This is a genomic window from Bacillus paranthracis (assembly GCF_001883995.1).
GTDB classification, from domain to species: Bacteria; Bacillota; Bacilli; order Bacillales; family Bacillaceae_G; genus Bacillus_A; species Bacillus_A paranthracis.
Genome location: NZ_MACE01000010.1, coordinates 36,712 through 59,766, shown reverse-complemented (window position 1 = coordinate 59,766; position 23,055 = coordinate 36,712). Strand labels below are relative to the sequence as shown.

24 protein-coding genes, 3 riboswitches and 1 other annotated feature are annotated in these 23,055 nt (G+C 35.8%); of the genes, 4 read left to right on the top strand and 20 right to left on the bottom strand.

Features of this window, described 5'->3' with window-relative positions:
- Nucleotides 1-29 precede the first annotated feature (29 nt).
- The 4 genes from BAQ46_RS03665 to gltP form a co-directional block, all read right to left on the bottom strand.
- Nucleotides 30-386 (bottom strand): lmo0954 family membrane protein, encoded by a 357-nt coding sequence (locus BAQ46_RS03665; RefSeq protein WP_000808648.1) that lies wholly within the window; start codon nt 384-386, stop codon nt 30-32.
- A gap of 228 nt (nt 387-614) precedes the next feature.
- Nucleotides 615-1,931: a Na+/H+ antiporter NhaC family protein gene (locus tag BAQ46_RS03660; RefSeq protein ID WP_071741633.1), complete on the bottom strand. Its 1,317-nt coding sequence runs from the start codon at nt 1,929-1,931 to the stop codon at nt 615-617.
- A gap of 94 nt (nt 1,932-2,025) precedes the next feature.
- Nucleotides 2,026-2,131, bottom strand: a riboswitch (SAM riboswitch).
- 120 nt (nt 2,132-2,251) lie between these two features.
- The gene (locus tag BAQ46_RS03655) at nt 2,252-2,770 is read right to left on the bottom strand and encodes a ribonuclease FAU-1 family protein (protein WP_000824677.1); all 519 of its coding nucleotides are present in this window, start codon (nt 2,768-2,770) and stop codon (nt 2,252-2,254) included.
- Nucleotides 2,771-2,836: 66 nt separating this feature from the next.
- The gene (gene gltP / locus BAQ46_RS03650; protein WP_000821149.1) at nt 2,837-4,108 is read right to left on the bottom strand and encodes a glutamate/aspartate:proton symporter GltP; all 1,272 of its coding nucleotides are present in this window, start codon (nt 4,106-4,108) and stop codon (nt 2,837-2,839) included.
- A gap of 494 nt (nt 4,109-4,602) precedes the next feature.
- On the opposite strand from gltP, the gene BAQ46_RS03645 reads away from it, so the two are divergent.
- Nucleotides 4,603-5,874, top strand: a complete 1,272-nt coding sequence (locus BAQ46_RS03645; RefSeq protein ID WP_000726431.1) for a murein hydrolase activator EnvC family protein — start codon at nt 4,603-4,605, stop codon at nt 5,872-5,874.
- A gap of 102 nt (nt 5,875-5,976) precedes the next feature.
- Entirely contained in the window at nt 5,977-6,138 is a 162-nt protein-coding gene (locus tag BAQ46_RS30570) for a hypothetical protein (RefSeq protein ID WP_001095993.1), read from the top strand.
- A 30-nt stretch (nt 6,139-6,168) separates the two neighbouring features.
- Here the strand turns inward: BAQ46_RS30570 and BAQ46_RS03640 are convergent, their stop codons facing one another.
- The 12 genes from BAQ46_RS03640 to BAQ46_RS03585 form a co-directional block, all read right to left on the bottom strand.
- Complete coding sequence (locus BAQ46_RS03640) at nt 6,169-7,524, bottom strand: sodium-dependent transporter (protein WP_000665448.1); 1,356 nt, start codon at nt 7,522-7,524, stop codon at nt 6,169-6,171.
- Nucleotides 7,525-7,635: 111 nt separating this feature from the next.
- Nucleotides 7,636-7,884: a binding site (T-box leader), on the bottom strand.
- 61 nt (nt 7,885-7,945) lie between these two features.
- On the bottom strand, nt 7,946-8,563 hold the full coding sequence (locus BAQ46_RS03635; RefSeq protein ID WP_000283343.1) for an NAD(P)-binding protein: 618 nt from the start codon (nt 8,561-8,563) through the stop codon (nt 7,946-7,948).
- Nucleotides 8,538-9,293, bottom strand: coding sequence for a sirohydrochlorin chelatase (locus BAQ46_RS03630; RefSeq protein ID WP_000644366.1), 756 nt, complete (start codon nt 9,291-9,293; stop codon nt 8,538-8,540). Before BAQ46_RS03630 ends, BAQ46_RS03635 begins: the two co-directional genes overlap by 26 nt.
- Nucleotide 9,294: 1 nt before the next feature.
- Nucleotides 9,295-10,071 (bottom strand): uroporphyrinogen-III C-methyltransferase, encoded by a 777-nt coding sequence (gene cobA, locus BAQ46_RS03625; RefSeq protein ID WP_071741632.1) that lies wholly within the window; start codon nt 10,069-10,071, stop codon nt 9,295-9,297.
- Nucleotides 10,072-10,157: 86 nt separating this feature from the next.
- Nucleotides 10,158-10,358 carry a DUF3906 family protein gene (locus tag BAQ46_RS03620; RefSeq protein WP_000366909.1) on the bottom strand — a complete coding sequence of 67 codons (201 nt, stop codon included), beginning with the start codon at nt 10,356-10,358 and terminating at the stop codon, nt 10,158-10,160.
- Between the two features lie 10 nt (nt 10,359-10,368).
- Complete coding sequence (locus BAQ46_RS03615) at nt 10,369-11,991, bottom strand: nitrite/sulfite reductase (RefSeq protein ID WP_000119641.1); 1,623 nt, start codon at nt 11,989-11,991, stop codon at nt 10,369-10,371.
- 11 nt (nt 11,992-12,002) lie between these two features.
- Nucleotides 12,003-12,596 (bottom strand): adenylyl-sulfate kinase, encoded by a 594-nt coding sequence (cysC, locus tag BAQ46_RS03610; protein ID WP_000380525.1) that lies wholly within the window; start codon nt 12,594-12,596, stop codon nt 12,003-12,005.
- Between the two features lie 12 nt (nt 12,597-12,608).
- Nucleotides 12,609-13,745 (bottom strand): sulfate adenylyltransferase, encoded by a 1,137-nt coding sequence (gene sat / locus BAQ46_RS03605; protein WP_000108787.1) that lies wholly within the window; start codon nt 13,743-13,745, stop codon nt 12,609-12,611.
- Between the two features lie 38 nt (nt 13,746-13,783).
- Nucleotides 13,784-14,488 (bottom strand): phosphoadenylyl-sulfate reductase, encoded by a 705-nt coding sequence (locus tag BAQ46_RS03600; protein ID WP_061131229.1) that lies wholly within the window; start codon nt 14,486-14,488, stop codon nt 13,784-13,786.
- A gap of 86 nt (nt 14,489-14,574) precedes the next feature.
- Nucleotides 14,575-14,718, bottom strand: coding sequence for a YezD family protein (locus BAQ46_RS03595; RefSeq protein WP_000116161.1), 144 nt, complete (start codon nt 14,716-14,718; stop codon nt 14,575-14,577).
- Nucleotides 14,719-14,790: 72 nt separating this feature from the next.
- A riboswitch (SAM riboswitch) is annotated at nt 14,791-14,899 on the bottom strand.
- A gap of 117 nt (nt 14,900-15,016) precedes the next feature.
- On the bottom strand, nt 15,017-16,333 hold the full coding sequence (gene lysA / locus BAQ46_RS03590; protein WP_071741631.1) for a diaminopimelate decarboxylase: 1,317 nt from the start codon (nt 16,331-16,333) through the stop codon (nt 15,017-15,019).
- Between the two features lie 180 nt (nt 16,334-16,513).
- Nucleotides 16,514-16,695, bottom strand: a riboswitch (Lysine riboswitch).
- Nucleotides 16,696-16,784: 89 nt separating this feature from the next.
- A complete protein-coding gene (locus BAQ46_RS03585) occupies nt 16,785-17,234 on the bottom strand; it encodes a DUF3888 domain-containing protein (RefSeq protein WP_002091837.1) in 450 nt (149 codons plus the stop codon).
- A 200-nt stretch (nt 17,235-17,434) separates the two neighbouring features.
- Between BAQ46_RS03585 and BAQ46_RS03580 the strand changes: the two genes are divergently transcribed.
- Both BAQ46_RS03580 and pssA read left to right on the top strand, forming a co-directional pair.
- The gene (locus BAQ46_RS03580; RefSeq protein WP_000941733.1) at nt 17,435-19,321 is read left to right on the top strand and encodes an LTA synthase family protein; all 1,887 of its coding nucleotides are present in this window, start codon (nt 17,435-17,437) and stop codon (nt 19,319-19,321) included.
- Between the two features lie 294 nt (nt 19,322-19,615).
- The gene (gene pssA, locus BAQ46_RS03575) at nt 19,616-20,317 is read left to right on the top strand and encodes a CDP-diacylglycerol--serine O-phosphatidyltransferase (protein ID WP_000285422.1); all 702 of its coding nucleotides are present in this window, start codon (nt 19,616-19,618) and stop codon (nt 20,315-20,317) included.
- 32 nt (nt 20,318-20,349) lie between these two features.
- On the opposite strand, the gene BAQ46_RS03570 is transcribed toward pssA, so the two are convergent.
- The 4 genes from BAQ46_RS03570 to hisE form a co-directional block, all read right to left on the bottom strand.
- Complete coding sequence (locus BAQ46_RS03570) at nt 20,350-21,321, bottom strand: NAD(P)-dependent oxidoreductase (RefSeq protein WP_001062823.1); 972 nt, start codon at nt 21,319-21,321, stop codon at nt 20,350-20,352.
- A 145-nt stretch (nt 21,322-21,466) separates the two neighbouring features.
- Nucleotides 21,467-21,634 (bottom strand): YozQ family protein, encoded by a 168-nt coding sequence (locus tag BAQ46_RS03565; protein WP_000043572.1) that lies wholly within the window; start codon nt 21,632-21,634, stop codon nt 21,467-21,469.
- Nucleotides 21,635-21,701: 67 nt separating this feature from the next.
- Nucleotides 21,702-22,718 carry a histidinol phosphate phosphatase domain-containing protein gene (locus BAQ46_RS03560; RefSeq protein WP_061185661.1) on the bottom strand — a complete coding sequence of 339 codons (1,017 nt, stop codon included), beginning with the start codon at nt 22,716-22,718 and terminating at the stop codon, nt 21,702-21,704.
- A gap of 11 nt (nt 22,719-22,729) precedes the next feature.
- On the bottom strand, nt 22,730-23,053 hold the full coding sequence (hisE, locus tag BAQ46_RS03555) for a phosphoribosyl-ATP diphosphatase (protein ID WP_000786132.1): 324 nt from the start codon (nt 23,051-23,053) through the stop codon (nt 22,730-22,732).
- Between the last annotated feature and the right edge of the window lie 2 nt (nt 23,054-23,055).

Genomic DNA, 23,055 nt, shown 5'->3' with positions numbered 1-23,055 from the left:
TCTACTTTATAAATTTGATTGATTTTATATTAGTTTTTCATTAACTTGTTCCACTCATCTTCAAAGTTGCTATATGGTTTAGAACTTTCTGGAGCAGAATCAACAACTACATCTTTTTCTTTTTTCCACTCACGGTATCCGTAGTATAAAACTACTAATGCTGCAATACCAATTAATGCTGGGGAATGAGAAAGGGCGATGGACAAGCCGATCAAACCAACAATACCCCAAGCTAACTTTCCAAAAAATGATTGTGCTCGCACAAATGATTTATAGCTCCAGTACACAACTCCTGCTCCGATTGCGAATCCTACAATACCAGCAAGACTACCAAGAGCAATTAAAGCTAAAATACCAGCCGCGATAAACGCTAGAAATTGTTTCATCTTGTGCTTGCCTCCCTTCGATTTGATACTCTTATCTTAACTATTTTTTCTTTTTTCCATAACGAGCTTAAGAACCGTTTTTAACTCAGACTTAAGACCGAGTTGCATTCAGCCTTTTGTAAAAACATACGGTAGCATGGGATCATTCACTCTTTTCCCGCACATAAAAAGCCGTACAGAGAACATTCTCTGTACGGCTTTCGTTACTTTTCATACACTTCATTTTCATTATGCTGTTTTATGATACTCTTTCTTTTCCGCTACTTTAGAAAACCTCGGGAAACCAATTAATATAGAAATGATTCCACATACTCCAACTAAGATTGGATAAAACGCATATGGTAACAGTTCAATTGGAGATAACGCCGCAAATCCTGCTGCTGTTAACATTTGCGCACCATACGGAATTAACCCTTGCACACAGCACGAGAAAAGATCTAATACACTCGCTGATTTACGAGGATCAATTTCATATTGATCTGCAATGTTTTTCGCAAGCGGACCTGTAAAGATAATAGAAATGGTATTATTCGCTGTACACATATTCGTCATACCTACTAAACCAGCTATACCGAACTCTGCTCCTTTTTTTGAACGAATGTTACGCGTTAAAATATTCATTAAATATTGAATGCCACCATTATATTGAATCAATTCGACCATACCGCCAATTAAAATAGCGAGTAATACTAACTCCATCATACCGCCCATTCCAGTCGTTACACTTTTAAAGAAACTCTCTAACGTATAACTTCCCTCTAAAAGACCGATAACCCCAGATAGTACAGTTCCACCAGTTAACACGATAAGTACATTCCAACCAAGTAGCGCTGTAATAAGTACTCCTGCATACGGTAAAATCTTTATCCAGTCAAAGCTATGCGTTTTAATCTGCGTATCACTTCCTAAAGTAATGATTACTAATAGTACGATTGTAATAATAGCCGCTGGTAATACAATTAAAAAGTTCGTTTTAAACTTATCTTTCATTTCTGTTCCTTGTGAACGTACAGCTGCGATTGTTGTATCTGAAATAAATGATAAATTATCACCAAACATCGCTCCGCCAACAACAGTAGCCATCGTAAGTGCAATTGAGATATCAGTTTGCCCACTAATACCTACAGCAATTGGTGCTAATGCAGCAATTGTTCCCATTGAAGTTCCCATCGCTAATGAAATAAATGCTCCTATAACGAAAATGCCAGCTACGATAAATCCTTGTGGTAAAATTGATAGCGCTAAGTTAACTGTAGAATCAACGCCACCCATCCCTTTTGCTGTTTCAGAAAATGCTCCTGCCAGTACAAAAATTAGAACCATAATCATAATGTCTGGGTTCCCTGCACCTTTAGCAAATCGTTCCACTTTTACATGAAAACTTTCTTTACGATTCATTGCTAAAGCGACTCCTACAGCAATTGAAATTGCTACAAGTATCGGCAATTTATAGAAATCACCTGTAATAATTCCAGAACCAATAAATAGCGCCAAAAATATCCCAAGTGGTAATAATGCCAAACCATTTCCTCTCGTTTCTTTCAAAGTACCATCTCTCCCTAGTTTCAACCTTTTTTTAATGAATAACAAAAGACCTCTTCCAACGAGAAGAGGTCTTATACATCTATAAGAAACGCTCTTCTCATCTTTCAAGCATATGCTTGCTGGATTTGGCACAGCACTCTGAAATCGAGTCCGCTGCCGAGGCATCGTAGGGCCAGTCCCTCCGCCTCTCTTTATAAGAAGGTTTCATATTTATTTTTTAATAATAATTTCTTCCCTAACTTTACTCGCTTACAAAACAAAAGTCAATTATTTTTTGTATAGATTTTTTTGGTAATTATACAAAAATTTGAATACAATAATCATTTTAACTTTTTGATTTCTTCTTCCAATATTGAAATCCAATAAAATTCATTATTTTTTATTGCAGCTATAATCCACTTTGTAGTGTACCAAGCTAACTCATACTCTTCTTTTGTAACATCGCCACTTTTATAAGCATCCTCTAACTCATCTTCATCCAATACATAGATTTTACCATTCGGTAATAATACTACATCTAAATATAAATCATCAAAATACGGTAAACCACGCTCGTCTATTTCATAGTCTTTCGCCACATCGATATAATATTGCACTAATTCCTTTTGATCATCTAACATAGCAGTAATCGCAAAGTTTTTCTCGTCTATGAAATATTGAATCCACGTATACTGATTGCCAGCAATACATAGCTCTTTACCGTCATATTCTTTACAACTAGGTTCTCTCACCTTTTTTATTTCCAGTATTCCTAGCATTCCTTCTTCTATTTGCTTAACCGTATAATCCTTCTCTAGTAGTCGCTTCCACGAAGAACCGTCACCATATTTACGTTTCATTACGTCTGCTCCCCTTCTATATAGAAAAGCCCCCACATATTATGTGAGAGCTTGTTCAAATTATAATTAAGCTGCTTGCTTATTAGAAATTTCTTTCAAGTAGGCTTGTCCTTTTTCAGCGTCATATTGACCTTCCCATTTAGACATAACTACAGCTGCTAAAGAGTTACCTACAACGTTAACTGCTGTACGAGCCATATCTAGAATACGGTCAATACCTGCAATAAACGCTAAACCTTCAGGTGGAATACCTACTGTACCAAGTGTCGCTAATAATACAACGAACGATACGCCTGGTACACCTGCGATACCTTTTGATGTAACCATTAATACAAGCAATAATGTAATTTGTTGTGTAATGGATAAATCAATACCGTACATTTGCGCTAAGAAAATAGCCGCAATTGCTTGATATAAAGTTGATCCATCTAAGTTAAATGAATAACCTGTCGGAATAACGAAAGATGTAATTGCTTTCGGACAACCGAACTTCTCCATCTTCTCCATGATTTTCGGTAAAACTGTTTCTGAACTCGCTGTAGAATATGCTAAGATCAGCTCGTCTTTTAAAATCTTAAAGAATTGGAAAATGTTAATTCCAAATATTTTCGCTGTAAGTCCTAAGACAACTACAACGAAGAAAATCATTGCCCCGTATACTACAATTAATAATTTCCCTAATGGAATTAACGAAGCAAGACCAAATGTAGAAACTGTAACTCCAATTAGTGCAAACACACCAAATGGTGCAAATTTCATAACTTGATTTGTTACGTAAAACATCGCATCAGCTACACCTTGGAAAAATTGAAGAACCGGTCTTCCTCTTTCACCAATTGCTGCTACACCTAAACCAAATAATACAGAGAAGAAGATAATAGCAAGCATATCTCCGTCAGCTAATGACTTTACAATGTTTGTTGGAACAATATTTACAAATGTATCTGCAAACGAATGACTTTGTACTTGCTCTGTCGTATGTGTATATTTTGAAATATCTGTCTTTGTTAACTGCTCCATATTTACGCCTTTTCCTGGTTGGAAAATATTCGCAATTAATAGACCGACAATAATTGCAATTGTTGTAATAATTTCAAAGTAAATAATTGTTTTTCCGCCTAGTCGACCTAATTTTTTAACATCGCCAACACCAGCAACCCCAACAACAATACTTGCTACAACAATCGGTACTACAATCATTTTAATTAGTCGGATGAAAATATCACCAATTGGTTGTAAGTAACTCACCACTGCTGGATTGCCAAAGAAAATCGCACCAACCGCAATACCAAGCACAAGTCCTATTAATATTTGCCATGCAAGTCCTATTCTTTTCATATTTGTTGTAACCCCCTCTTCGATGTGTCACTCTACCTCTCATTCTATATCTATAAAACTTGAAATTAAGAGTATTACATATTATTCGACAATTCACTACATTTTGTCCCTGTTAAAAATCATAAATCAAAATTTAAAATCTGACAACAAAATAAGTTTGCCCGAACGCAAATAATTTTCTTGACAAAAATAAAACCCATGTCAGAAAACCTAACATGAGAACGATTCCTTACTAGTATTTTATTGAGTTTCCAAATTAAATTTCACTACATAAAATAGACCTATTTATTCCTTTATTTAACAAAACGTAATCCAGAACACACCTTTGTTACACAAATTAAGAAAGAGAATCACCATTACAATTACCGTAAAAAAATGATAAATTCCGACAAAACTTAGTAATTTTATAAAATTTTCTTTACATTATGGTTACAACGATAGACACTCTTCTTCTTATGATATATAACATTCATAGGGAAAGGAGCCAGACAACCATGAAAAAGAAATTTGTAGCGTTCAGCGTTTTAGCAGCAGGAACGATTTTTGCTTCCCCGTTACTTTCACCCGCATACGCTGAAACGAATCAAGATAAATTATCTAATATTCAATCTGAATTAGAAGGAAAACAAAATGACTTACAAAATAAATCAGCCGAGAAAGAACAAATAGAAAAAGAAATTCAAGAATTACAAAAGAAAATCGACGATTTAACTACTTCTATTAATAAAAACGAAGCTGAATTAAACGATACAAAAAAAGAAATTAGTAAGACACAACAAGTAATTACTGAAAAAAAGAAACATATAGAGCAATTACAAACAAACATAGATACGCGTCAGGAAGTTATTAAGCAACGACTGCAATCTATGCAAGAAAAACCTCGCACAAATATCATTACGGAAGTATTAACAAATTCTGCAAACATTGCTGATCTTGTTGATAATATGTACTCTGTCAGTTTAATTTTAAATAATGATACTGATATTGTGAAAAAACAAACAAATGACCAAGATGCTGTGACGAAAGAAAAAGAGGCTGTTGAGAAAAAAGAGCAACAACTGAAAGAATCCGAGCAAAAATTAGAACAAAAACAACAAGAATTACAAAACAACCAACAACAGCAACAAACTCTTATTAGCGATCTACATACGAAAGTAGCAAAAGTAGATTCAGAGATTGAAGGATTAGAAGAATCTAAAGGCATTTTAGAAAATCAGCGTCAAGCTGTTCAAAAGGCAATTGAAGAAGAAAAACGCGCAGAAGAAGCTCGTAAAGCTGAGGAAGCTCGCAAGGCGGAAGAAGCTCGTAAACAAGCTGCTACATCTGCTCAAACAGCTCAAGCGGCCCCAACACCACACGATACAAACATCGGAGGATTTATTAAACCAGCAGCTGGATCAAAAACTTCTGGTTTTGGCGTACGCTCTATAGATAACCATAAAGGAATCGATATCGCTGCTTCAGGAACTGTTCCAATTATTGCCGCTGCAGATGGCGTTGTTATTCGCTCAGAATTATCATCTAGTTACGGAAATGTTGTGTACTTATCTCACCGTATTAACGGAAAAACATATACAACAGTATATGCTCATATGAGTAGCCGTTCTGTATCAAATGGACAAACTGTAAAACAAGGAACTCAACTTGGATTTATGGGGAATACTGGCCAATCATACGGACAACATTTACACTTCGAACTTCATCTGGGAGAATGGAATGTCGGCAAGACAAACGCAGTTGATCCATCTCCTTATATAGGATTATAAAAAAAACTCGGTGCATACCGAGTTCTTTTATTTCCACTTCACACACTATAGGCATTCTACATAGACTATAACTAAATGCCTATAGTTTACGGGGTGAATTATATGAATACACAATTACAGCAAGAAATACAAGAAGCTAGAGAGACTTTTATTGGCCGGATATTTACATTTGGTGGCTCAGTTTTATTTTTAATCGGATCATTCCTCGCAGTCATCACAGCCTACAAAGCATATAATCGCTTACTAAATACACCTACAACATAATAAAAAGACGGAGATTTCTCCGTCTTTTTATTATGCAAACATTTTAAATACACCTATCACATTTAAAAATACAATAATTACAGTTACTGGAATAACATAACGAAGTAAGAAGAACCAAATATTAAATAATGTTTTCCCTTTCGTTTCCGTAACTTCTAATTCTTTCATTAACATTTCTTTACTCATTTTATTTGGTACGAATAGCGAAATAGCTAGTACCCCTAACGGCAGCAATACGTTACTTACTGAGAAGTCGACTAAGTCAAAGAATGTTTTCCCAAATATTTTCACATCACTCATAATACCAAACGATAACGCTGACGGAATTCCAACCGCAAAAATTAGAATACCAATTAATAATGATGCTGACGGACGCTTTTTCTCATTATCTTTCGCAACAGATGCTACTACAATTTCAAGCATGGAAATCGCAGATGTTAGCGTTGCAAAGAAGAATAACACCAAAAACATAATGAAGAAAAATTGTCCAAATGGTATTTTCGCAAATACCGCTGGAAGGACGATAAATAGTAACCCCGGTCCTTCAGTCGGCTTAACACCTAATGCGAAAATCGCTGGAAAAATCGCTAATCCTGCAAGTACTGTAATAAAAACAGTTAAACTTACAATAGATGTTGCTGATTTTGCTAAATGTTCTTCTTTCTTCAAATAAGAACTATACGTGACCATTACCGAGGCCCCAACTGTTAGCGAGAAGAATGATTGTCCCATCGCGTATAAAATCGTATCTGCTGTCAGCTTTGAAAAATCTGGTTTTAAGAAGAACTCTACCCCAGCAAAAGCACCATCCAGTGTTAACGCACGAACAATAATTGCAATAAACAAAATAAATAATAGCGGCATCATATACTTACTTGCTTTTTCTATCCCTTTCTCTACACCTTTACTTACAACAAAAATCGTACAAAGCATAAAGACAAATTGCGCTCCAATCGCGCTTACTGGATTTGAAATCGTCTCACCGAATAATTGCCCATAATCAGTCACTCCATTCCAGAAACTTCCTGTCACACTATAGTATAAGTAAAGTAAAATCCATCCACCTACAACACTATAAAAAGATAGTACACTAAAACAAGTAACAACTCCCATACGACCAATCCAAGGATATAACTTGCTATTTGGCACCAATACTTTATACGCTGTAACTGCCTCTTTTTGCGTACTACGTCCAATAACAAATTCAGCTAAAAGGAGTGGCATACCTATAAATAAAGTTAATAGTAAAAATACAAGGAAGAATGCGCCTCCCCCGCCATTACCTGCAACATATGGAAATTTCCATATTGCACCAAGACCTACTGCGGCTCCGGCTGCTGCGAGTACAAAGCCTATTTTCGACGTCCATTGCTGTGTTTCTTTCATCATAAATTCCCCTTTTCTGAATATTTAAACTTTTATCAATTATACACTTTCATTTCATACTCGCACACCTCCTTTAGAAAATAAAAAAGTCCCCTACACGCAAATATGCATGTAGAGGACGATATATGTAATGTTAATACCGTGGTACCACCTCAATTGGATTGATAAATCCCACTTGTTCAAGTACAGGAAAAACTCCGATACTCTATCCTTTTAACGGCGGAACCCGGGTTGCCTACTACAATGTTCAACATACCTCTCGCAAGCCCATTCTGTATATCTTATCGTACCGGGCTCACACCTTACCCCAGCTCTCTGAACGTATCAAATATACATACTCTTCTTGCTCATCGATTTCATCTATTGAAGTTACTTGTGATTATAAATTATATTTTTATAGTTGTAAAGTACAATTTACTCATTATCCTATATGAACTCTTCTCTCTAATTCTTGTAAAAACAATTCTCTTTTTTGTTCATTTTGAACATATATCGACTTCAATACCTCTTGCAACAATATATTTTTCTCTCTTTTCTCTATTTGTAATTCTTTCACCTTTATTCTAACTTCGTATAAAAAATCAAGATACGATTCATACGTCTCATCATATTTATTTGCGATATCATCTCGAATTTTTTTTGCAAGTTTTGGGCTCGCTCCGCCAGTAGAAACAGCCACATTCAGTAATCCACGATGAATCGCTGCCGGAAAATGAACATTACCACTTTCCGGATTCGTAATAACATTTACTAATTGATTCTCTGCGACATCTTCAGCAATTTGTTCATTCAATACAGCATCACTACTCGCTGCAACAACTAAAAAGGCGTCTTTAATATCACTTTTTTCATACTCCCTTTGATACCAACGAATTTTCTTTTCTTCTACAAGTTTCACTAAATTTGCATCCAATTCAGGACTTACCACGACTATATCTGCACCTTGTTTGAGTAAAGGAATAATTTTGAATCCCGCGACTTTCCCTCCACCAATGACAACAACACGTTTCTTCTCAACTCGCACTGTAAGTGGATACATATTGATCTCCCTTCAATAATTTCTTCGTTTTCTGAATTAACATATACTGAAACGCTTCATTCTTCCCTAAATATGGACTTATTTTTATCTCATCTAGCTCATATTGGCGTACTTCTTTTTCAATATGCTTCATAAGCAAACCTGTAAATAACAAGTAAGGCAGTACAACGATATTCTTTTCTTTTCGTTCTACAACTTCCTTTAACTTCTCCTCAAATTTCGGCTCGGCAGCTGCTAAATAACAAACTTCTACTTTTTTAATTTTCTCTTCCGTTTGAAATAAAGAAGCGATCCAGTTTATATCTTTTAGTACTTCAGGATCACTGCTCCCTCTTGCAACGAGAAGTAACGTCACTTCATTCTTATCTTCCTGTTCAATGCCACTTCCGCTATACACCGATTTAACAAGTGTTTCTGATACACCAAACGGATTACCATAGGTCACTTTAACATTCAAAAATTGATTAGTTAACTTTTCCAATTCAAACGGAATATCTTTTTTCACATGACCTGCCGCTAATAAAAAAACTGGAATAACAATAATCTCTGTAGCACCACGCTTCACACATGTACGGAACCCTTCATCAATAGTTGGACTCGCTAACTCTAAAAAACAAATTTCTTGAATACTTGCCTCTACACGGTTCATACATGACGTAATAAATGCAACCGCTTCTTCTTTCGCTGCTTTCAAGCGACTTCCATGACATATATATAAGATGGCTTTCATTTTATAACACTCCACTTACTTGATACGTACCTTCTGTCTGTTTCTCAAACCAATGAATTTTTTCTCTAAAACGGACGACTTCTCCAATTACAATCATGCTTGGATTTTGGATTTGTTCTTTTTTCGCAACATCTACAATTGTTCCTAACGTCCCAACAACTGTGCGCTGCATAGATGTCGTTCCCCGCTCAATAATAGCAGCAGGCGTACTTTTATCTTTTCCATGCTTTATCAGTTGCTCACATATGTAGGGTAAATTGCTAACCCCCATATATACAGCTAAAGTCTCTACACCTTTCGCTAAATTTTCCCACTTCACTTCCTCTTCAGCATCTTCTTTTCTATGCCCTGTCACAATAGCAAAACTTGCACTTGCATCACGATGTGTCACTGGAATACCAGCATAAGCAGGAGCAGCTATTCCAGCTGAAATACCAGGAACGATTTCAAACGGTACACCTTGCTTTGCTAACGCTTCAGCTTCTTCTCCTCCTCTACCAAATACAAATGGATCCCCACCTTTTAGCCTCGTTACAACTTTTCCTTTTTTCGCATATTTAATAAGAAACGTGTTAATTGTCTCTTGCTTCATCGTGTGATAATTTGGTAGTTTTCCGCAATAAATTAAATCCGCTTCAGGCTTTGCATAAGAAAGCAATTCTTTATTCACGAGACGGTCGTATAAAATAACATCTGCTTTCTCAATGCATTTCAATCCTTTTACAGTAATTAAATCTGGATCACCAGGGCCCGCTCCAACGATATATACTTTTCCCATCATCTCTCCTCATTTCTACTATTAAAGTGAAACTTCCATCCTTATATAGGAATGGAAGTTTTCATTTCTTCATATTTCAATGTTCCTTACTCATGAATAACAAAGGCTGCGCTTTTTCGAATCTTCTTTTTTTCAAATAAAGCAATCTCCTTTACTTCTGGTAACGGTAAAAAATGTTTTTCAAGTTCAATCTCCGCCATCTTAAATGCCTTTTCTTCACTTTCAGCAACAACAACAATTGGAACAATACTATTCTCTAATACAGCTTCAAATCGATATAAATCCATATTGTCCCTCCTAAGACGCTATTACTTCTTCTAACACGTTATTTAACGCTGTTTGTAATGTCTCTACACCAACACGGCCTACAAAATCATAAAACGTTTCAGCTGGTAATTTATTTTCTTTGAAATAACTTATAAATGATGCGAGTACATCAGGTAGATCCTCGCCATCTATTTTTCCTTTTAACTTTTGATTATAAGCACCACCATCTAACAACGTTCCACCTACATATATTTCAAAGGCTTCAACAATTCCTTTTTCCTTCGTTTTCATTTTTACACCTTGTAATCCAATGTCAGCAATTTGACGTTGACCACATGAATTCGGGCATCCTACCATATGAATACGAATCGGAACATCGAGTGCAATTTGCGTATCTAAGTATTCGGCAATTTTTCGTAATCTTTCTTTCGTTTCTACTAAAGCAAGATTGCAATATTCAATACCAGTACAAGAAACCGCGTGACCAATAAACGATTTCGGATTTGCTGATATCGCTTCAAACAACGGCTCATTTAGCAAGCCAGTTACATTTTCTGGCGGAACATTCGGAATAATGAAGTTTTGTGAATTACATGTACGAATTTGTCCATTTCCATATTGTTTAGCAATTCTTGCAATCTCAAACATTTCTTCTGCATGTAGGCGTCCTACCGGCACATTAAAACCTACATATTTTAGTCCTTCTTGTTTTTGGTCTTGGACACCATAAAAGTATCCCGCATTCCAGCCTTTAAGAGCACTTTCTCCTTTACTTTGTAATGGTCCTGTATATTCTATTAGTTTCTCTTTAAACTTCTCTGCTCCCCAGTCTGCAACAAGAAATTTCAAACGAGCTAAATGACGTTTTTCACGATATCCAAAATCACGGAATATCGTAGCAATTGCAATCGCTACCGCTTTGACTTCTTCTGGCAAAACGAATACATCTAATTCATCAGCTAAATATGGACGAGCCGATAACCCACCGCCTACTTTTATATGAAAACCAACTTTTTTCTCACCATCTATTTCTTTCGTAGCAGGTGTAAATGCAACACAGTTAATCTCTGCGTTTGCTGCGTTATAAATGTTAGAACTAATAGACATTTTAAATTTACGTGGTAAGTTAGAAAACTCTTCATTATGTTGGAAGTAGTCATATACCTCTTTCACAATATGCGTTGTATCAAATAATTCATTTGCATCAATGCCAGCAAGTGGATTTCCCGTAATATTACGCGTTATATCACCACACGCCCCAGCTGAAGATAACCCAACTCTTGCTAACCTTTTAAAAATATCTGGAATTTGATGAATTTCTAACCAATGAAACTGAATCGCCTGTCTTGTCGTAATATCGATTACGTCACGTCCATAATCCTCAGCGATAGAAGCAAGCACTTCTGCCTGTGCATTCGTAATAATTCCAGAAGGAATATTTACGCGCATCATAAAATAACCCGCTTCTTTCGGTCTTTGTAAATACAACCCTGCCCATTTGAATGCGTCCCACTCTTCTTTCGGAATAGATTCGAAGCCATTCTCTGCATAGTAAGGAATATCATTAAAGATTTCCAATCCATCTTTTTTTAATTTATTTTTCTCAGTTTGATTTAATTTTTCATTGTTAGCCCATACTTTTTCATAACTCATTTTTTATCCCCCTATATAAAACTACGCTCTTGTAAGTATTTCACGATTTGTTCTGCACATTCTTCAATAGAATACTTATTCGTTTCTACAATTAATTCCGCTTTTTCTGGTTCCTCATACGGTGAATCGATACCTGTAAAGTCTTTAATATCACCTTTTCTTGCTTTTTTATAAAGCCCTTTCGGATCACGTTTCTCACACTCTTCAATTGGACATTTTACAAACACTTCTATAAATTCATCTGCAGCTAATAGATCTCTAACTTGTTTTCGGTCTACTCGAAACGGTGAAATAAACGCTGTAAGAACAACAGTCCCTTGATCTACAAATAACTTCGCCACTTCGCCAATCCGTCTTATATTTTCCATACGATCACTTTCAGAAAAGCCTAAGTCTTTATTTAAACCGTGGCGTATATTATCTCCATCAAGTACATAGTTTCCAATATTCTTTTCAAATAGTTTACGAGCAACCGCGTTCGCTACTGTAGATTTACCCGAAGCTGATAAACCAGTAAACCAAATTACAAAACTATGATGCCCATTCTTCACTCTTCTCTCATCTTTTGAAACAGAAGTTGTATGCCAAGTAATATTCGTATCCATCTCATTCTCTCCCTATTCTGTTACTACTTCTTTTTTCAAACCTTTAATTAGTACCTCTACTACCTCTTTACGACTAAATGTACTTGGCGGAATCTCACCGTTTCTTAATAGTTCTCTTACTTTCGTACCCGATAAAATAACATGATCTTCTTTTCCATGCGGGCATGTTTTTGTCGAAGCCATCGCTTCACATTTCGTACAGTAAAAACTATGTTCAAAAAATAACGGTGTAATCCCTAACTCTTCCACTGTAAAGTTTGTAAAAATTTCTTGTGCTTCATAAGTTCCGTAATAATCTCCTACCCCAGCATGATCGCGCCCTACGATAAAGTGGGTACATCCAAAATTCTTTCTAACTAACGCATGGAATATTGCTTCCCTCGGTCCTGCGTAACGCATTGCCGCAGGAAATACACTTAAAAAGACACGATCTTTCGGATAATAGTTTTGAAGTAATACTTCATAGCTTTCCATCCTTACATCAGCTGGAATATCATCCGACTTCGTTTCCCCAACGAGTGGATTTAAAAAGAGTCCATCTACAATTTCAAGGGCAGATTTTTGAATGTATTCATGGGCACGATGCACCGGGTTCCTCGTTTGAAATCCTACTACTGTTTTCCAACCACGTTTTTTAAATTCTTCTCTCGTTTCAATTGGGTCTAAATGATAAGCAGGAAACGGATTATTTTCAAAGCGTTTCGTAAGAACAATAGCCCCACCGACATAAACGTTCGGTCGTTCATATAATTTTTTCACTCCCGGATGAGCCTCATCCGTCGTTTTATATACTAGTAACGCTTCTTTTTCCTTATCAGGCACAAAAATATCTTCTATTTGAATGACACCATATACATTTCCACCGTTAACAAGTTTTACTTCCTCTCCAACTTTTAGCGTCTCTGCTACTTCTTCTGTTACTGGTAATGTAATGGGTATACTCCAAACGCTCCCATTAGCTAAACGAAGCGTTTCTACAACCGAATCATAATCTTTCTTTCCTAAAAAACCAGTAAGCGGGCTATATCCCCCTGTCGCTAATAGTTCTAAATCACTTAACGCAATGTTATCTAGCCCAATTTCTTTTTCAATTTGTAATACGTCATATGTCTCGTCTACACGGTTTACTAATTCGTTTACTGTACTCATGTTCTATATCCCCTCTTAGTTTTATTTCAAGATTCATCTTATTGATAATGAAGACCACATTCAGTTTTCACTTTCCCAGCCCATCTACCATCTCTTGAATCGCCACCCTCTCCTACAGGCAACGTACACTTCTCACACCCAATACTTGGATATCCAATATCATGTAATGGGTTATACGGCAAGCTATGCTTGTATACATATCGCCATACCTCTTTCCACGTCCAATGAATGAGCGGACAAACTTTAATAGATTGAAAGCGATGATCTTGATTTATAAACTTTGTATGCTTACGCGTTTCTGATTGTTCCCTCCTCAACCCCGAGATCCACGCTTTTTCATTCGCTAATGATTCTTCTAACGGTAAAATTTTCCTGATCTTACAACAAAGATTAGGATTGCTTTCCCATAGCTTGTTACCATGCAAGTTAGCTTGTTCATCAAGTGTAAGTTTTGGCTGTTTTTCTATAATATTTAATGAAGGAAATCGTTCCCGCACTTTTTGAATTAATTCATACGTTTCTTGAAAATGTACGTTAGTATCTAAAAAAACAACTTTAGCAGATGGATTTACTTGGTTAATAAGATGCAGCAGTACCATCCCTTCCACTCCGAAGCTACATGCGTATACAATTTCATTTTCATATTCTTTATACGCCCAACTTAATACTGATAGCGCGCCTTTCGTTTCATCTTCTTCTGAAAATGAAACATCATTTTCTTCCCACGTTTCATACGTCAACATGTTTTTTCCCCCTGTAAAAGCAAAAAGACGGTTTTAACCTAAAAAAATAGGTTAAAACCGCCTCTAGTTTTTCTAGTCAGCGCTTTTTACTTTAAACGTACTTTTTCACTTTTCTCTAATTGAATGACTTTTCCATCTTGCACAACAATTGTAATTGAACCATATTTCATATCAGCAAGCATCGCTTCAATTTTCTCAGATACTTCCTCAAAATGTTCCCGTACGCTCACGCGAACAGCCCCCCTTTTTATTCATAAAAAAAATCTTTCCCATTTCGAAAAGACTGTTCGGTAATATATTTTACCTTATCTTTCAAAATGGATTCCATTTTGCTGGATTTAGCACCTTGCTTTCTATAAGCAGGTTGCCGAGCTTCGCCGGGCCAGTTCCCTCCGCTTCTCTTGATAAGCTTTGTATTTGTATTTTATCACAATTCTGATTTTTTTCAATCCTAGTTTTCCGATATATTTTAATTATTTTATTTTACAAAAAAGGAATTGCCCATCCGAACAACTCCTTTTTCCTCATTTAAACAAGTTCTTTAATACGTATGCGATCGTTCCCAATAATATTTTCATATGTTTCGCGCTCTACAACAATTTGTGATGTACCGCCTTTCACGAAGACGACAGCTGGTCTACGAATCCGATTATAATTATTCGCCATCGAGTACCCATATGCCCCTGTACAAGAAATCGCTAGTAAATCGGCAGAGGCAACTTTCGGTAAAGTAATATCCCAAATTAACATATCTCCACTCTCACAGCATTTCCCTGCAATCGAAACAACTTCCTCGTTCTCATCATTCCCTCGATTCGCTAACATCGCTTCATAACGAGCGTTATATAAAGCAGGTCTTAAATTATCAGTCATCCCACCATCCACTGATACATATTTCCGAATACCCGGAATGTCCTTCACAGATCCGACTGTATAAAGTGTCGTTCCAGCATCACCTACAATGCTACGACCTGGTTCAACCCATATTTCCGGTAGTGGATATTCACATACTGTAAATTGTTCTCTCACCGCACTTGTTACCGCTCGCACATATGTCTCAAGAGTTAATGGTGTATCGGACTCTGTGTAGCGTATTCCGAATCCTCCCCCTACATTTAGCACTTTTACTACATAGTTTGTTCGCTCTCTCACTGCTTCTAAAAATTGACGAAGAACTTCAATCGCTCGCACAAAGCCAGCCGTTTCAAATATTTGTGATCCGATATGTGAATGAATTCCTAACACGTTATAATTTGATTTTTGCAAAGCAAGCTCAATTGCCTGCATCGCTTGACCATTTGACACGCCAAATCCAAATTTTGAATCATCTTGACCTGTTGTAATATATTCATGTGTGTGCGCCTCTACTCCGGGCGTTACACGAATTAATATGTTCACAAATTTCCCATGTTGCACTGCTAAATCATGCAAAATTTCTAATTCTAAGAAGTTATCTACGACAAAACAACCAATATTCGCCTGAAGAGCCATCACAATTTCTTCATCTGTTTTGTTATTGCCATGAAAATGAATGCGCGATGCAGGAAATCCTGCTTGTAGTGCAGTATATAATTCTCCTCCAGAAACAACATCTAATGACATATTCTCTTCACGAGCTACTCGGCACATCTCCATGCACAAGAACGCCTTGCTTGCATATGCTACTTGATAAGAGAACCCACTTTCTTTAAAAGCACGATGAAACGCGCGGCACTTTCCTCGAATTGACTCTTCATCGTATACATAAAGTGGTGTTCCATATTGTTTTGCTAGCTGCGTCGTGTCGCACCCTCCAATTTCTAAGTGTCCTTGCCCATTGATTCGGCTTGTGCCGTGTAAATACATTTGAATTCCTCCCTTATTTCCTCTAAAACTCATAACCCCAATCTTCTATTCATTGCAGCACGCTTTTAGATAGACAAAAAACGCGCGGAACAATGTTCACACGCGTTTCTTATTAGGAAAAATATATATTGAAAAAATAAACGAGTTGTTATCTCCTCAAAATAAGAAACCGCATCAACATCTCCAAATAGCTCTCCATAAAATAAATCTTATGACAGTACTACATTTATTCAATGCAGTCCCAATATATGAATAAGATGGTTATTCTTATATTTCGGCAATAGTCCCTTTCAACCTATGATCACAGATTCCATTAAATCTCCCATAGCTTACTCTTTCCTATCGCGGCCTCTACCTTTGAGAGTAGATGAGGTAAGTCTATTTAATTTTCAAACATCTAATTGTTGCTATTAACAATACCAAAGGACCATTTTATTTGTCAAACAATTTTTTATATTGCTTTTTGACAGTTTAGTTTCGTATCGTTTGGTAAGCGCTTTACTGAAACCTTTGTCACTTCCCATTCACCTTCTTCGTTATTAAATGTAATCGTTACCTTCTCAAATGGTGGCGCAATTTTCCCTGCAACACGTTCATACTTAGTCACTTCAATACTCGCTTGAAATAAATATGTACCGCTATACACTTTTTTTAAACTAATAATTTTCGGGCATTGATAAGGCTTCAAGCTCCCATATTGTTTTTCGATTGCTTTATTTATTTTCGGAAATAACACAGAATAAAGGGCATCTTCCATAAGAGGTGCATCATACTCTGCTACCGACACACTTGGTGAAGCAAAAAGTATAACACTACTGCATACTATAAAATATAATAATTTTCGCATTATAACCTCCGTATTGTTACACGATTCTTTCCGCGCACGATAATAATCATACATAGACACTCCATTTTATTGTCTCCTACTGCCCTTTTTCTACTCAATTGTTATAAAAAAGTCCACAACTCTCTTTTATTTTCGTATAATGATACTCATAGTATAATAAACATAATAATAAAGGACTGTTCGTATATATAAAATGAGGCGCTAATCAAATAGGCCCACAAGAACCGTCATGCTTTTTAGGAGAGGAGTATATTATGCTACAACGTCTGTTTCCAAAACTGCGATTCGCACTCGTTGCAGTCGTTTTATTATGGATAAAAACATATATTGTGTACAAGCTAGCGTTTGATATTAAAATTGATAATTTCTTTGAAGAATTTATGCTTTTTATGAATCCACTAGCTGCGTTACTTTTATTTTTCGGTTTTGCATTATTTGCATCTAAACACCGAAATCGCATTATAGTTGGAATTAGTTTTATACTGTCATTCATTTTATTTGGAAATGCAATGTTTTATGGGTTTTATAACGATTTCGTTACGTTCCCAGTATTATTTCAAACAAATAATATGGCTGATTTAGGGACGAGTATAAAAGAACTCTTTACGTATAAAACATTACTGTTATTCGCAGATGCGATCATCTTAATGTTTCTTTCGCGTAAATTCCCATCATTTTGCGACAAAACGCCGCTTTCTCGCTCTGAGAAGAGAACTTTCTTTAGCGGTGTAACAGCTCTATTAGCACTACAAATTGTTGTTTCTGTTATTTATAAACCACAAATGTTCTCACGCTCATTCGATCGTCAAACTGTCGTGAAAAATTTAGGTTTATACACATATCATCTATTTGATATTACACTGCAATCAAAATCTTCAGCTGAACGTGTATTTGCAAGTGGGGACGGGTTCTCTGAAATTAAAAACTATACAGACTCAAAAGATAAGCAAGTTGATAAGAACTTATTTGGATCTGCAAAAGGTAAAAATGTCATTTTGATTTCAATGGAATCTACACAAAGTTTTGTTATTAATAAAAAAATAAATGGAAAAGAAATTACTCCATTTTTAAACGAATTTATTAAAGATAGTTTTTATTTCGATAACTTCTATCATCAAACAGGACAAGGTAAAACTTCTGATGCTGAATTTATCGTTGAAAATTCACTTTATCCGTTAGATCGCGGTTCTGTATTCTTTACTCACGCAACAAATGAATATACAGCTACACCCGAACAATTAAAAAAATACGGATATTCTTCTGCTGTCTTCCATTCAAACGATAAAGCGTTTTGGAATCGTGATGTAATGTATCCTGCACTTGGATATGATCGTTACTTTAATTTGAATGATTACGTAGGCACAGAACAAATGTCTGTCGGTTGGGGATTAAAAGATAAAGAGTTCTTTGAACAATCTATTCCAAAGTTAAAATCCTTACCACAGCCGTTCTATACAAAATTCATTACTTTAACAAATCATTTTCCATTTCTTCTAAATCCAGAAGATCAATATGTTGATGAGTTTAATTCGGAAAGTGGCGTTGTAAACCGTTACTTCCCAACCGTTCGTTATACGGATGAAGCTCTTAAACAATTTATTAAACAATTAAAAGCAGAAGGACTGTATGACAACTCTGTTATTGTCATTTACGGAGATCATTACGGTATTTCTGAAAACCATAACGCAGCTATGGCTCAGTTCCTTGGGAAAGACGCTATTACACCATTTGATTCTATGCAATTACAACGCGTCCCTCTCATTATTCATGTACCTGGCCAAGAAGGAAAAGTCATTTCTAAAGTGTCTGGTCAAATTGATATTAAACCAACGCTACTTCATTTACTTGGTATTAAAACAAATAAATCAGTTGAATTTGGAACTGACTTATTTATTAAAGAAGAAGATCCACTTATGGTAATGCGTGATGGTAGCTTCGTTTCGGAAGATTATGTGTATACAAAAAACATGTGCTATAAACGAAACACAGGTGAAGAAGCAGACATCTCATTATGTCAACCGAATATTGAAAAAGCAAAAACAGAATTGAAACTTTCCGACAAACTCATTTATGGAGATTTGTTACGTTTCGATCCTAACAATCGGTATAAAACTGGAACTATGATAACGAACTTTGAATAATACAAGAAGAGGCTGTCCCAAAAAGTGCTTTTTAGCCAAAATCGAATAAAAAGTGAAGGGCAGAAATGTTAATTTTATAACGTTTCTGCCTTTTCAATTTCATGTGATCTTACTTCGAAAGAGACTTATGAGACAGCCCCTTCTTTTTTCACTTATTTTTCAAATCATTCTGATATGAAATCTTTCACAAATTGGGAATTTCTTTCGTGTGAAGAAGAAATTTATGGTATGATAAAATAAGTAAACTTTCATACACTAATTAAGAATTTATTACAGAAAGCAAGGGATCAGATTTTGTATAGAGCAGCTATTCCAAACTTATTTACGCTCGGAAATTTATATAGTGGATTCTTGTCAATCGGCTATGCATCTTTAGGATATTATAAATCAGCTGCTATTTTAGTACTTATCGGGATGATGTTAGATAGTCTTGATGGGCGTGTTGCTCGTTTATTACGTGTTGATTCACAAATGGGAAAAGAGCTTGACTCGCTTGCGGATGTCGTAACATTTGGTGCAGCACCTGCTGTTCTCATGTATTACACATCTTTCTCTAATTATGGAATCATCGGACTATACATAGCGGGGCTATTCCCTCTTTTCGGAGCATATCGTTTAGCACGATTTAATGTAACACCATCTTCTACTTCAATGAAATATTTCACTGGGGTACCGATTACAGCAGCGGGAGGGCTTGTTGCTTTCTTAACATTATTTTCACATACCATTCCAAAAATCGTTCTTATTACAGTATTTGTAACGTTCGCATTTTTAATGGTGAGCCGCATTCGTATCCCAAGTTTAAAAGATGTACCAATTCCACGATATAGCATCATTATTACACTATTTTTAGTGGGCATCATTATCACAATGTACCAAACAGGGTTCGGTAATTTTTCTGTTTTCTTATTCATTGCTATTCCACTATATATTTTGTACATGCTATCTCAATTCCTTAGACAAAGACCATCAAAAAGAGCAAATAAAGAAAAATAAAAAGAAACCTTCCGATTCCGGAAGGTTTCTTTTTATTTTGTAACGAATACTTTTTGATTGACAGGCGTTACAGCTTCTTCGCCATTTAATACAGCTAAAATATTTCTTACCGCCGTTTCGGCCATCGCATCACGCGTTTCGAATGTTGCATTTCCTACGTGAGGAGCAAGTACCACATTCTTTAATCCTTTTAGCTCTTCAGTAATTTTCGGCTCAAATTCAAACACGTCAAGAGCTGCCCCTTCAATTTCATTTGTTTTTAAAGCATGAGCAAGTGCCGCTTCATGCATAATTGGTCCGCGTGAAGCATTTATAATATACGCTGTTTTCTTCATCATTTTGAACTGTTCTTCATCAATCATATGGTGCAATTTCGGATTATACGCACAGTTAATTGTAATAAAGTCTGCTGTTTGTAATAATTCTTCCAATGTTACATATGTTGCTTCCAGTTCACTTTCAGCTTCAGGCTTTCGATTTGGTCCTGTATATAAAACATTCATTCCAAACGCTTTCGCACGCTTTGCAACTGCCTTTCCGATTTCTCCAAGGCCGATAATTCCAATTGTCTTACCATGTACTTCGCGGCCTAAGAAAAATAACGGTGCCCATCCGTTAAATCCAGTTGTACGACATAGCGTATCACCTTCAGGAATTCTACGTGCCGCTGCTAAAAGAAGTGCAAATGTTAGTTCTGCAGTAGCTTCCGTTGATACTTTCGGTGTATTCGTTACCGCAATCCCTTTTTTTTCGGCATATGAGTAATCAATATTATCGTAACCAGCACCGTAGTTTGCAACAATCTTCAAATTAGGTGCCGCATCAATCACTTCTTTTGTCACCTTTGTAGAAAGTAGGCTTAACAATGCATCTTTGTCTTTTACACGCTCTGTTAATTCATCTAAAGAAATTAACTCCTCTTTATCGTACATTTCTACATCATGATCCTTTAATAGTTCTAATCCGATTGCTGGAATTTTCCCTGCTACTAATATTTTTGCCACTACTAACACCTCTTCTATAGAAAATAAGATCTCTCTTATCTTTCATTGTAAGAAATCCACATATAAAAACCAAGGAATTTGATTATAGTTTTGAAAATCGACACTTTTCCACAAAAAAAGAGGAGATGCAAGTCTCCCCCTCTTCTTATGCTTTTTCTTGCGATTGTTTTCCAAGCTTCACATCGATCGTTCCTTCTGCAACTGTATCACTAATTTGTTCCTCAATAACGGATTGAGATGTAGCATTCGTTTCAGAAGTATACGCTTGTTGCTGTGCACCTTGTACATTTTGTTTATTTTGCTGTTTCGACATTTCTTACCCTCCTTTTTATTCTTTCTTATTTTGAACAAAAAGATGGGTTTTCATCAAAAAATCGTGATCATTTTGAAATTGTTACTTCTTCTAGTAATCTCATCGTTCTAACTCGTTTCGTAAATGTAGCTAAGTGAGCAATATCATGATTACGTAACGTCTTTATATTCTCTTCCACATATTTTCCTAAATCATTCGGATAATGAGCATCTGAAGAGAGTGTAATCGGAACTTCGTGTTTAGCTAATACTTGTAAATATAGCGGACTCGGACACATTTCGCGCACAGGATAGCGATAGTACAATCCCGCATTTATTTCCGTTGCTGTATTTGTTTCTACTAATGCACGCGCAATTTTCTTATAATAAGAAAGTTGTTCATTCTCATCTAATCGATAATTAAATACTTTTATGTTGTCAAGATGAGCAATAATATCAAATAACTCAGAACGAACTGCGCACTCAACCGTTTTGAAAAACGTATCATATAAAACATATAAGTCATGTTCCTTAAAATATTCTTTCGTATCTGGATTATCAAATCCCCAGCCATTTAAAAAATGAACAGAACCAATTACATAATCAAAATCTCCTAATGCGAGTAAAGATTGTAATTGTTGTTCACCACCAATAAAATAATCTGCTTCAATTCCAAGTTTAAGCGTAACACCTCTTTTACTCCACCGTTCTTTCGCCTCTTCAATTGCCTTTGTAAAATCATGTAGTGAAGCTACCCTTACTTGGTCTAACCATTCCTTTTGTAAACGTCCAAGCCCCGAATCACTAATATCAACATATGTTTCATAGTATTCTTTCGCTTCATAAAAACGATATAAATGATCGACAATACCAACTTCTTTTATCCCTTTTCGCAAAGCTTCTTCTAAATATAAATCAATCCATTTCATTGTAAATGGCCCTTCATTCACACGTCTTTGCAGGCGTTCTTGTGTTTTCACAAGCCATTCCATAGAATGTTTTTCTTCTTTTAGCGGTTCATAATGTTGTAATGATTCATTTATTTTAGCTAGCCATCCTATTGAATATGGCCCTTCTTCTAAATGAATGTGATAATCCACCTTCATACATATTCCCCCTATAATGTATCTATTTCTCTTCTGTCCCCTACTCTCGAAAGCTTCCCATTTCTTTCTGTCACTTCCTCCATAATATCTTCTAATGATATATTTTTTTCGGCTAATAAAACGAAGCAGTGATACATTACATCAACCATTTCTTTCACTAGCTCTTCGTTATCATTATTTTTGGATGCAATAATTACTTCCGTACATTCCTCACCAATTTTCTTTAAAATTTTATCTTCTCCTTTTGAAAACAAGTAATTTGTATATGATTCAGAAAGTGGATTTCTCTTTCGTTCTTTAATTGTTTCGAATAGTAATGTAAAGGCGTTTTTCATAT

What these genes read in the sequence shown, in the direction of transcription:
- BAQ46_RS03665 (WP_000808648.1), bottom strand. Translation starts at nt 386, where the DNA reads ATGAAACAATTTCTAGCGTTTATCGCGGCTGGTATTTTAGCTTTAATT.
- BAQ46_RS03655 (WP_000824677.1), bottom strand. Translation starts at nt 2,770, where the DNA reads ATGAAACGTAAATATGGTGACGGTTCTTCGTGGAAGCGACTACTAGAG.
- gltP (WP_000821149.1), bottom strand. Translation starts at nt 4,108, where the DNA reads ATGAAAAGAATAGGACTTGCATGGCAAATATTAATAGGACTTGTGCTT.
- BAQ46_RS03645 (WP_000726431.1), top strand. Translation starts at nt 4,603, where the DNA reads ATGAAAAAGAAATTTGTAGCGTTCAGCGTTTTAGCAGCAGGAACGATT.
- BAQ46_RS30570 (WP_001095993.1), top strand. Translation starts at nt 5,977, where the DNA reads ATGAATACACAATTACAGCAAGAAATACAAGAAGCTAGAGAGACTTTT.
- BAQ46_RS03640 (WP_000665448.1), bottom strand. Translation starts at nt 7,524, where the DNA reads ATGAAAGAAACACAGCAATGGACGTCGAAAATAGGCTTTGTACTCGCA.
- BAQ46_RS03635 (WP_000283343.1), bottom strand. Translation starts at nt 8,563, where the DNA reads ATGTATCCACTTACAGTGCGAGTTGAGAAGAAACGTGTTGTTGTCATT.
- BAQ46_RS03630 (WP_000644366.1), bottom strand. Translation starts at nt 9,293, where the DNA reads ATGAAAGCCATCTTATATATATGTCATGGAAGTCGCTTGAAAGCAGCG.
- cobA (WP_071741632.1), bottom strand. Translation starts at nt 10,071, where the DNA reads ATGGGAAAAGTATATATCGTTGGAGCGGGCCCTGGTGATCCAGATTTA.
- BAQ46_RS03620 (WP_000366909.1), bottom strand. Translation starts at nt 10,358, where the DNA reads ATGGATTTATATCGATTTGAAGCTGTATTAGAGAATAGTATTGTTCCA.
- BAQ46_RS03615 (WP_000119641.1), bottom strand. Translation starts at nt 11,991, where the DNA reads ATGAGTTATGAAAAAGTATGGGCTAACAATGAAAAATTAAATCAAACT.
- cysC (WP_000380525.1), bottom strand. Translation starts at nt 12,596, where the DNA reads ATGGATACGAATATTACTTGGCATACAACTTCTGTTTCAAAAGATGAG.
- sat (WP_000108787.1), bottom strand. Translation starts at nt 13,745, where the DNA reads ATGAGTACAGTAAACGAATTAGTAAACCGTGTAGACGAGACATATGAC.
- BAQ46_RS03600 (WP_061131229.1), bottom strand. Translation starts at nt 14,488, where the DNA reads ATGTTGACGTATGAAACGTGGGAAGAAAATGATGTTTCATTTTCAGAA.
- lysA (WP_071741631.1), bottom strand. Translation starts at nt 16,333, where the DNA reads ATGTATTTACACGGCACAAGCCGAATCAATGGGCAAGGACACTTAGAA.
- BAQ46_RS03585 (WP_002091837.1), bottom strand. Translation starts at nt 17,234, where the DNA reads ATGTATGATTATTATCGTGCGCGGAAAGAATCGTGTAACAATACGGAG.
- BAQ46_RS03580 (WP_000941733.1), top strand. Translation starts at nt 17,435, where the DNA reads ATGCTACAACGTCTGTTTCCAAAACTGCGATTCGCACTCGTTGCAGTC.
- BAQ46_RS03565 (WP_000043572.1), bottom strand. Translation starts at nt 21,634, where the DNA reads ATGTCGAAACAGCAAAATAAACAAAATGTACAAGGTGCACAGCAACAA.
- BAQ46_RS03560 (WP_061185661.1), bottom strand. Translation starts at nt 22,718, where the DNA reads ATGAAGGTGGATTATCACATTCATTTAGAAGAAGGGCCATATTCAATA.
- hisE (WP_000786132.1), bottom strand. Translation starts at nt 23,053, where the DNA reads ATGAAAAACGCCTTTACATTACTATTCGAAACAATTAAAGAACGAAAG.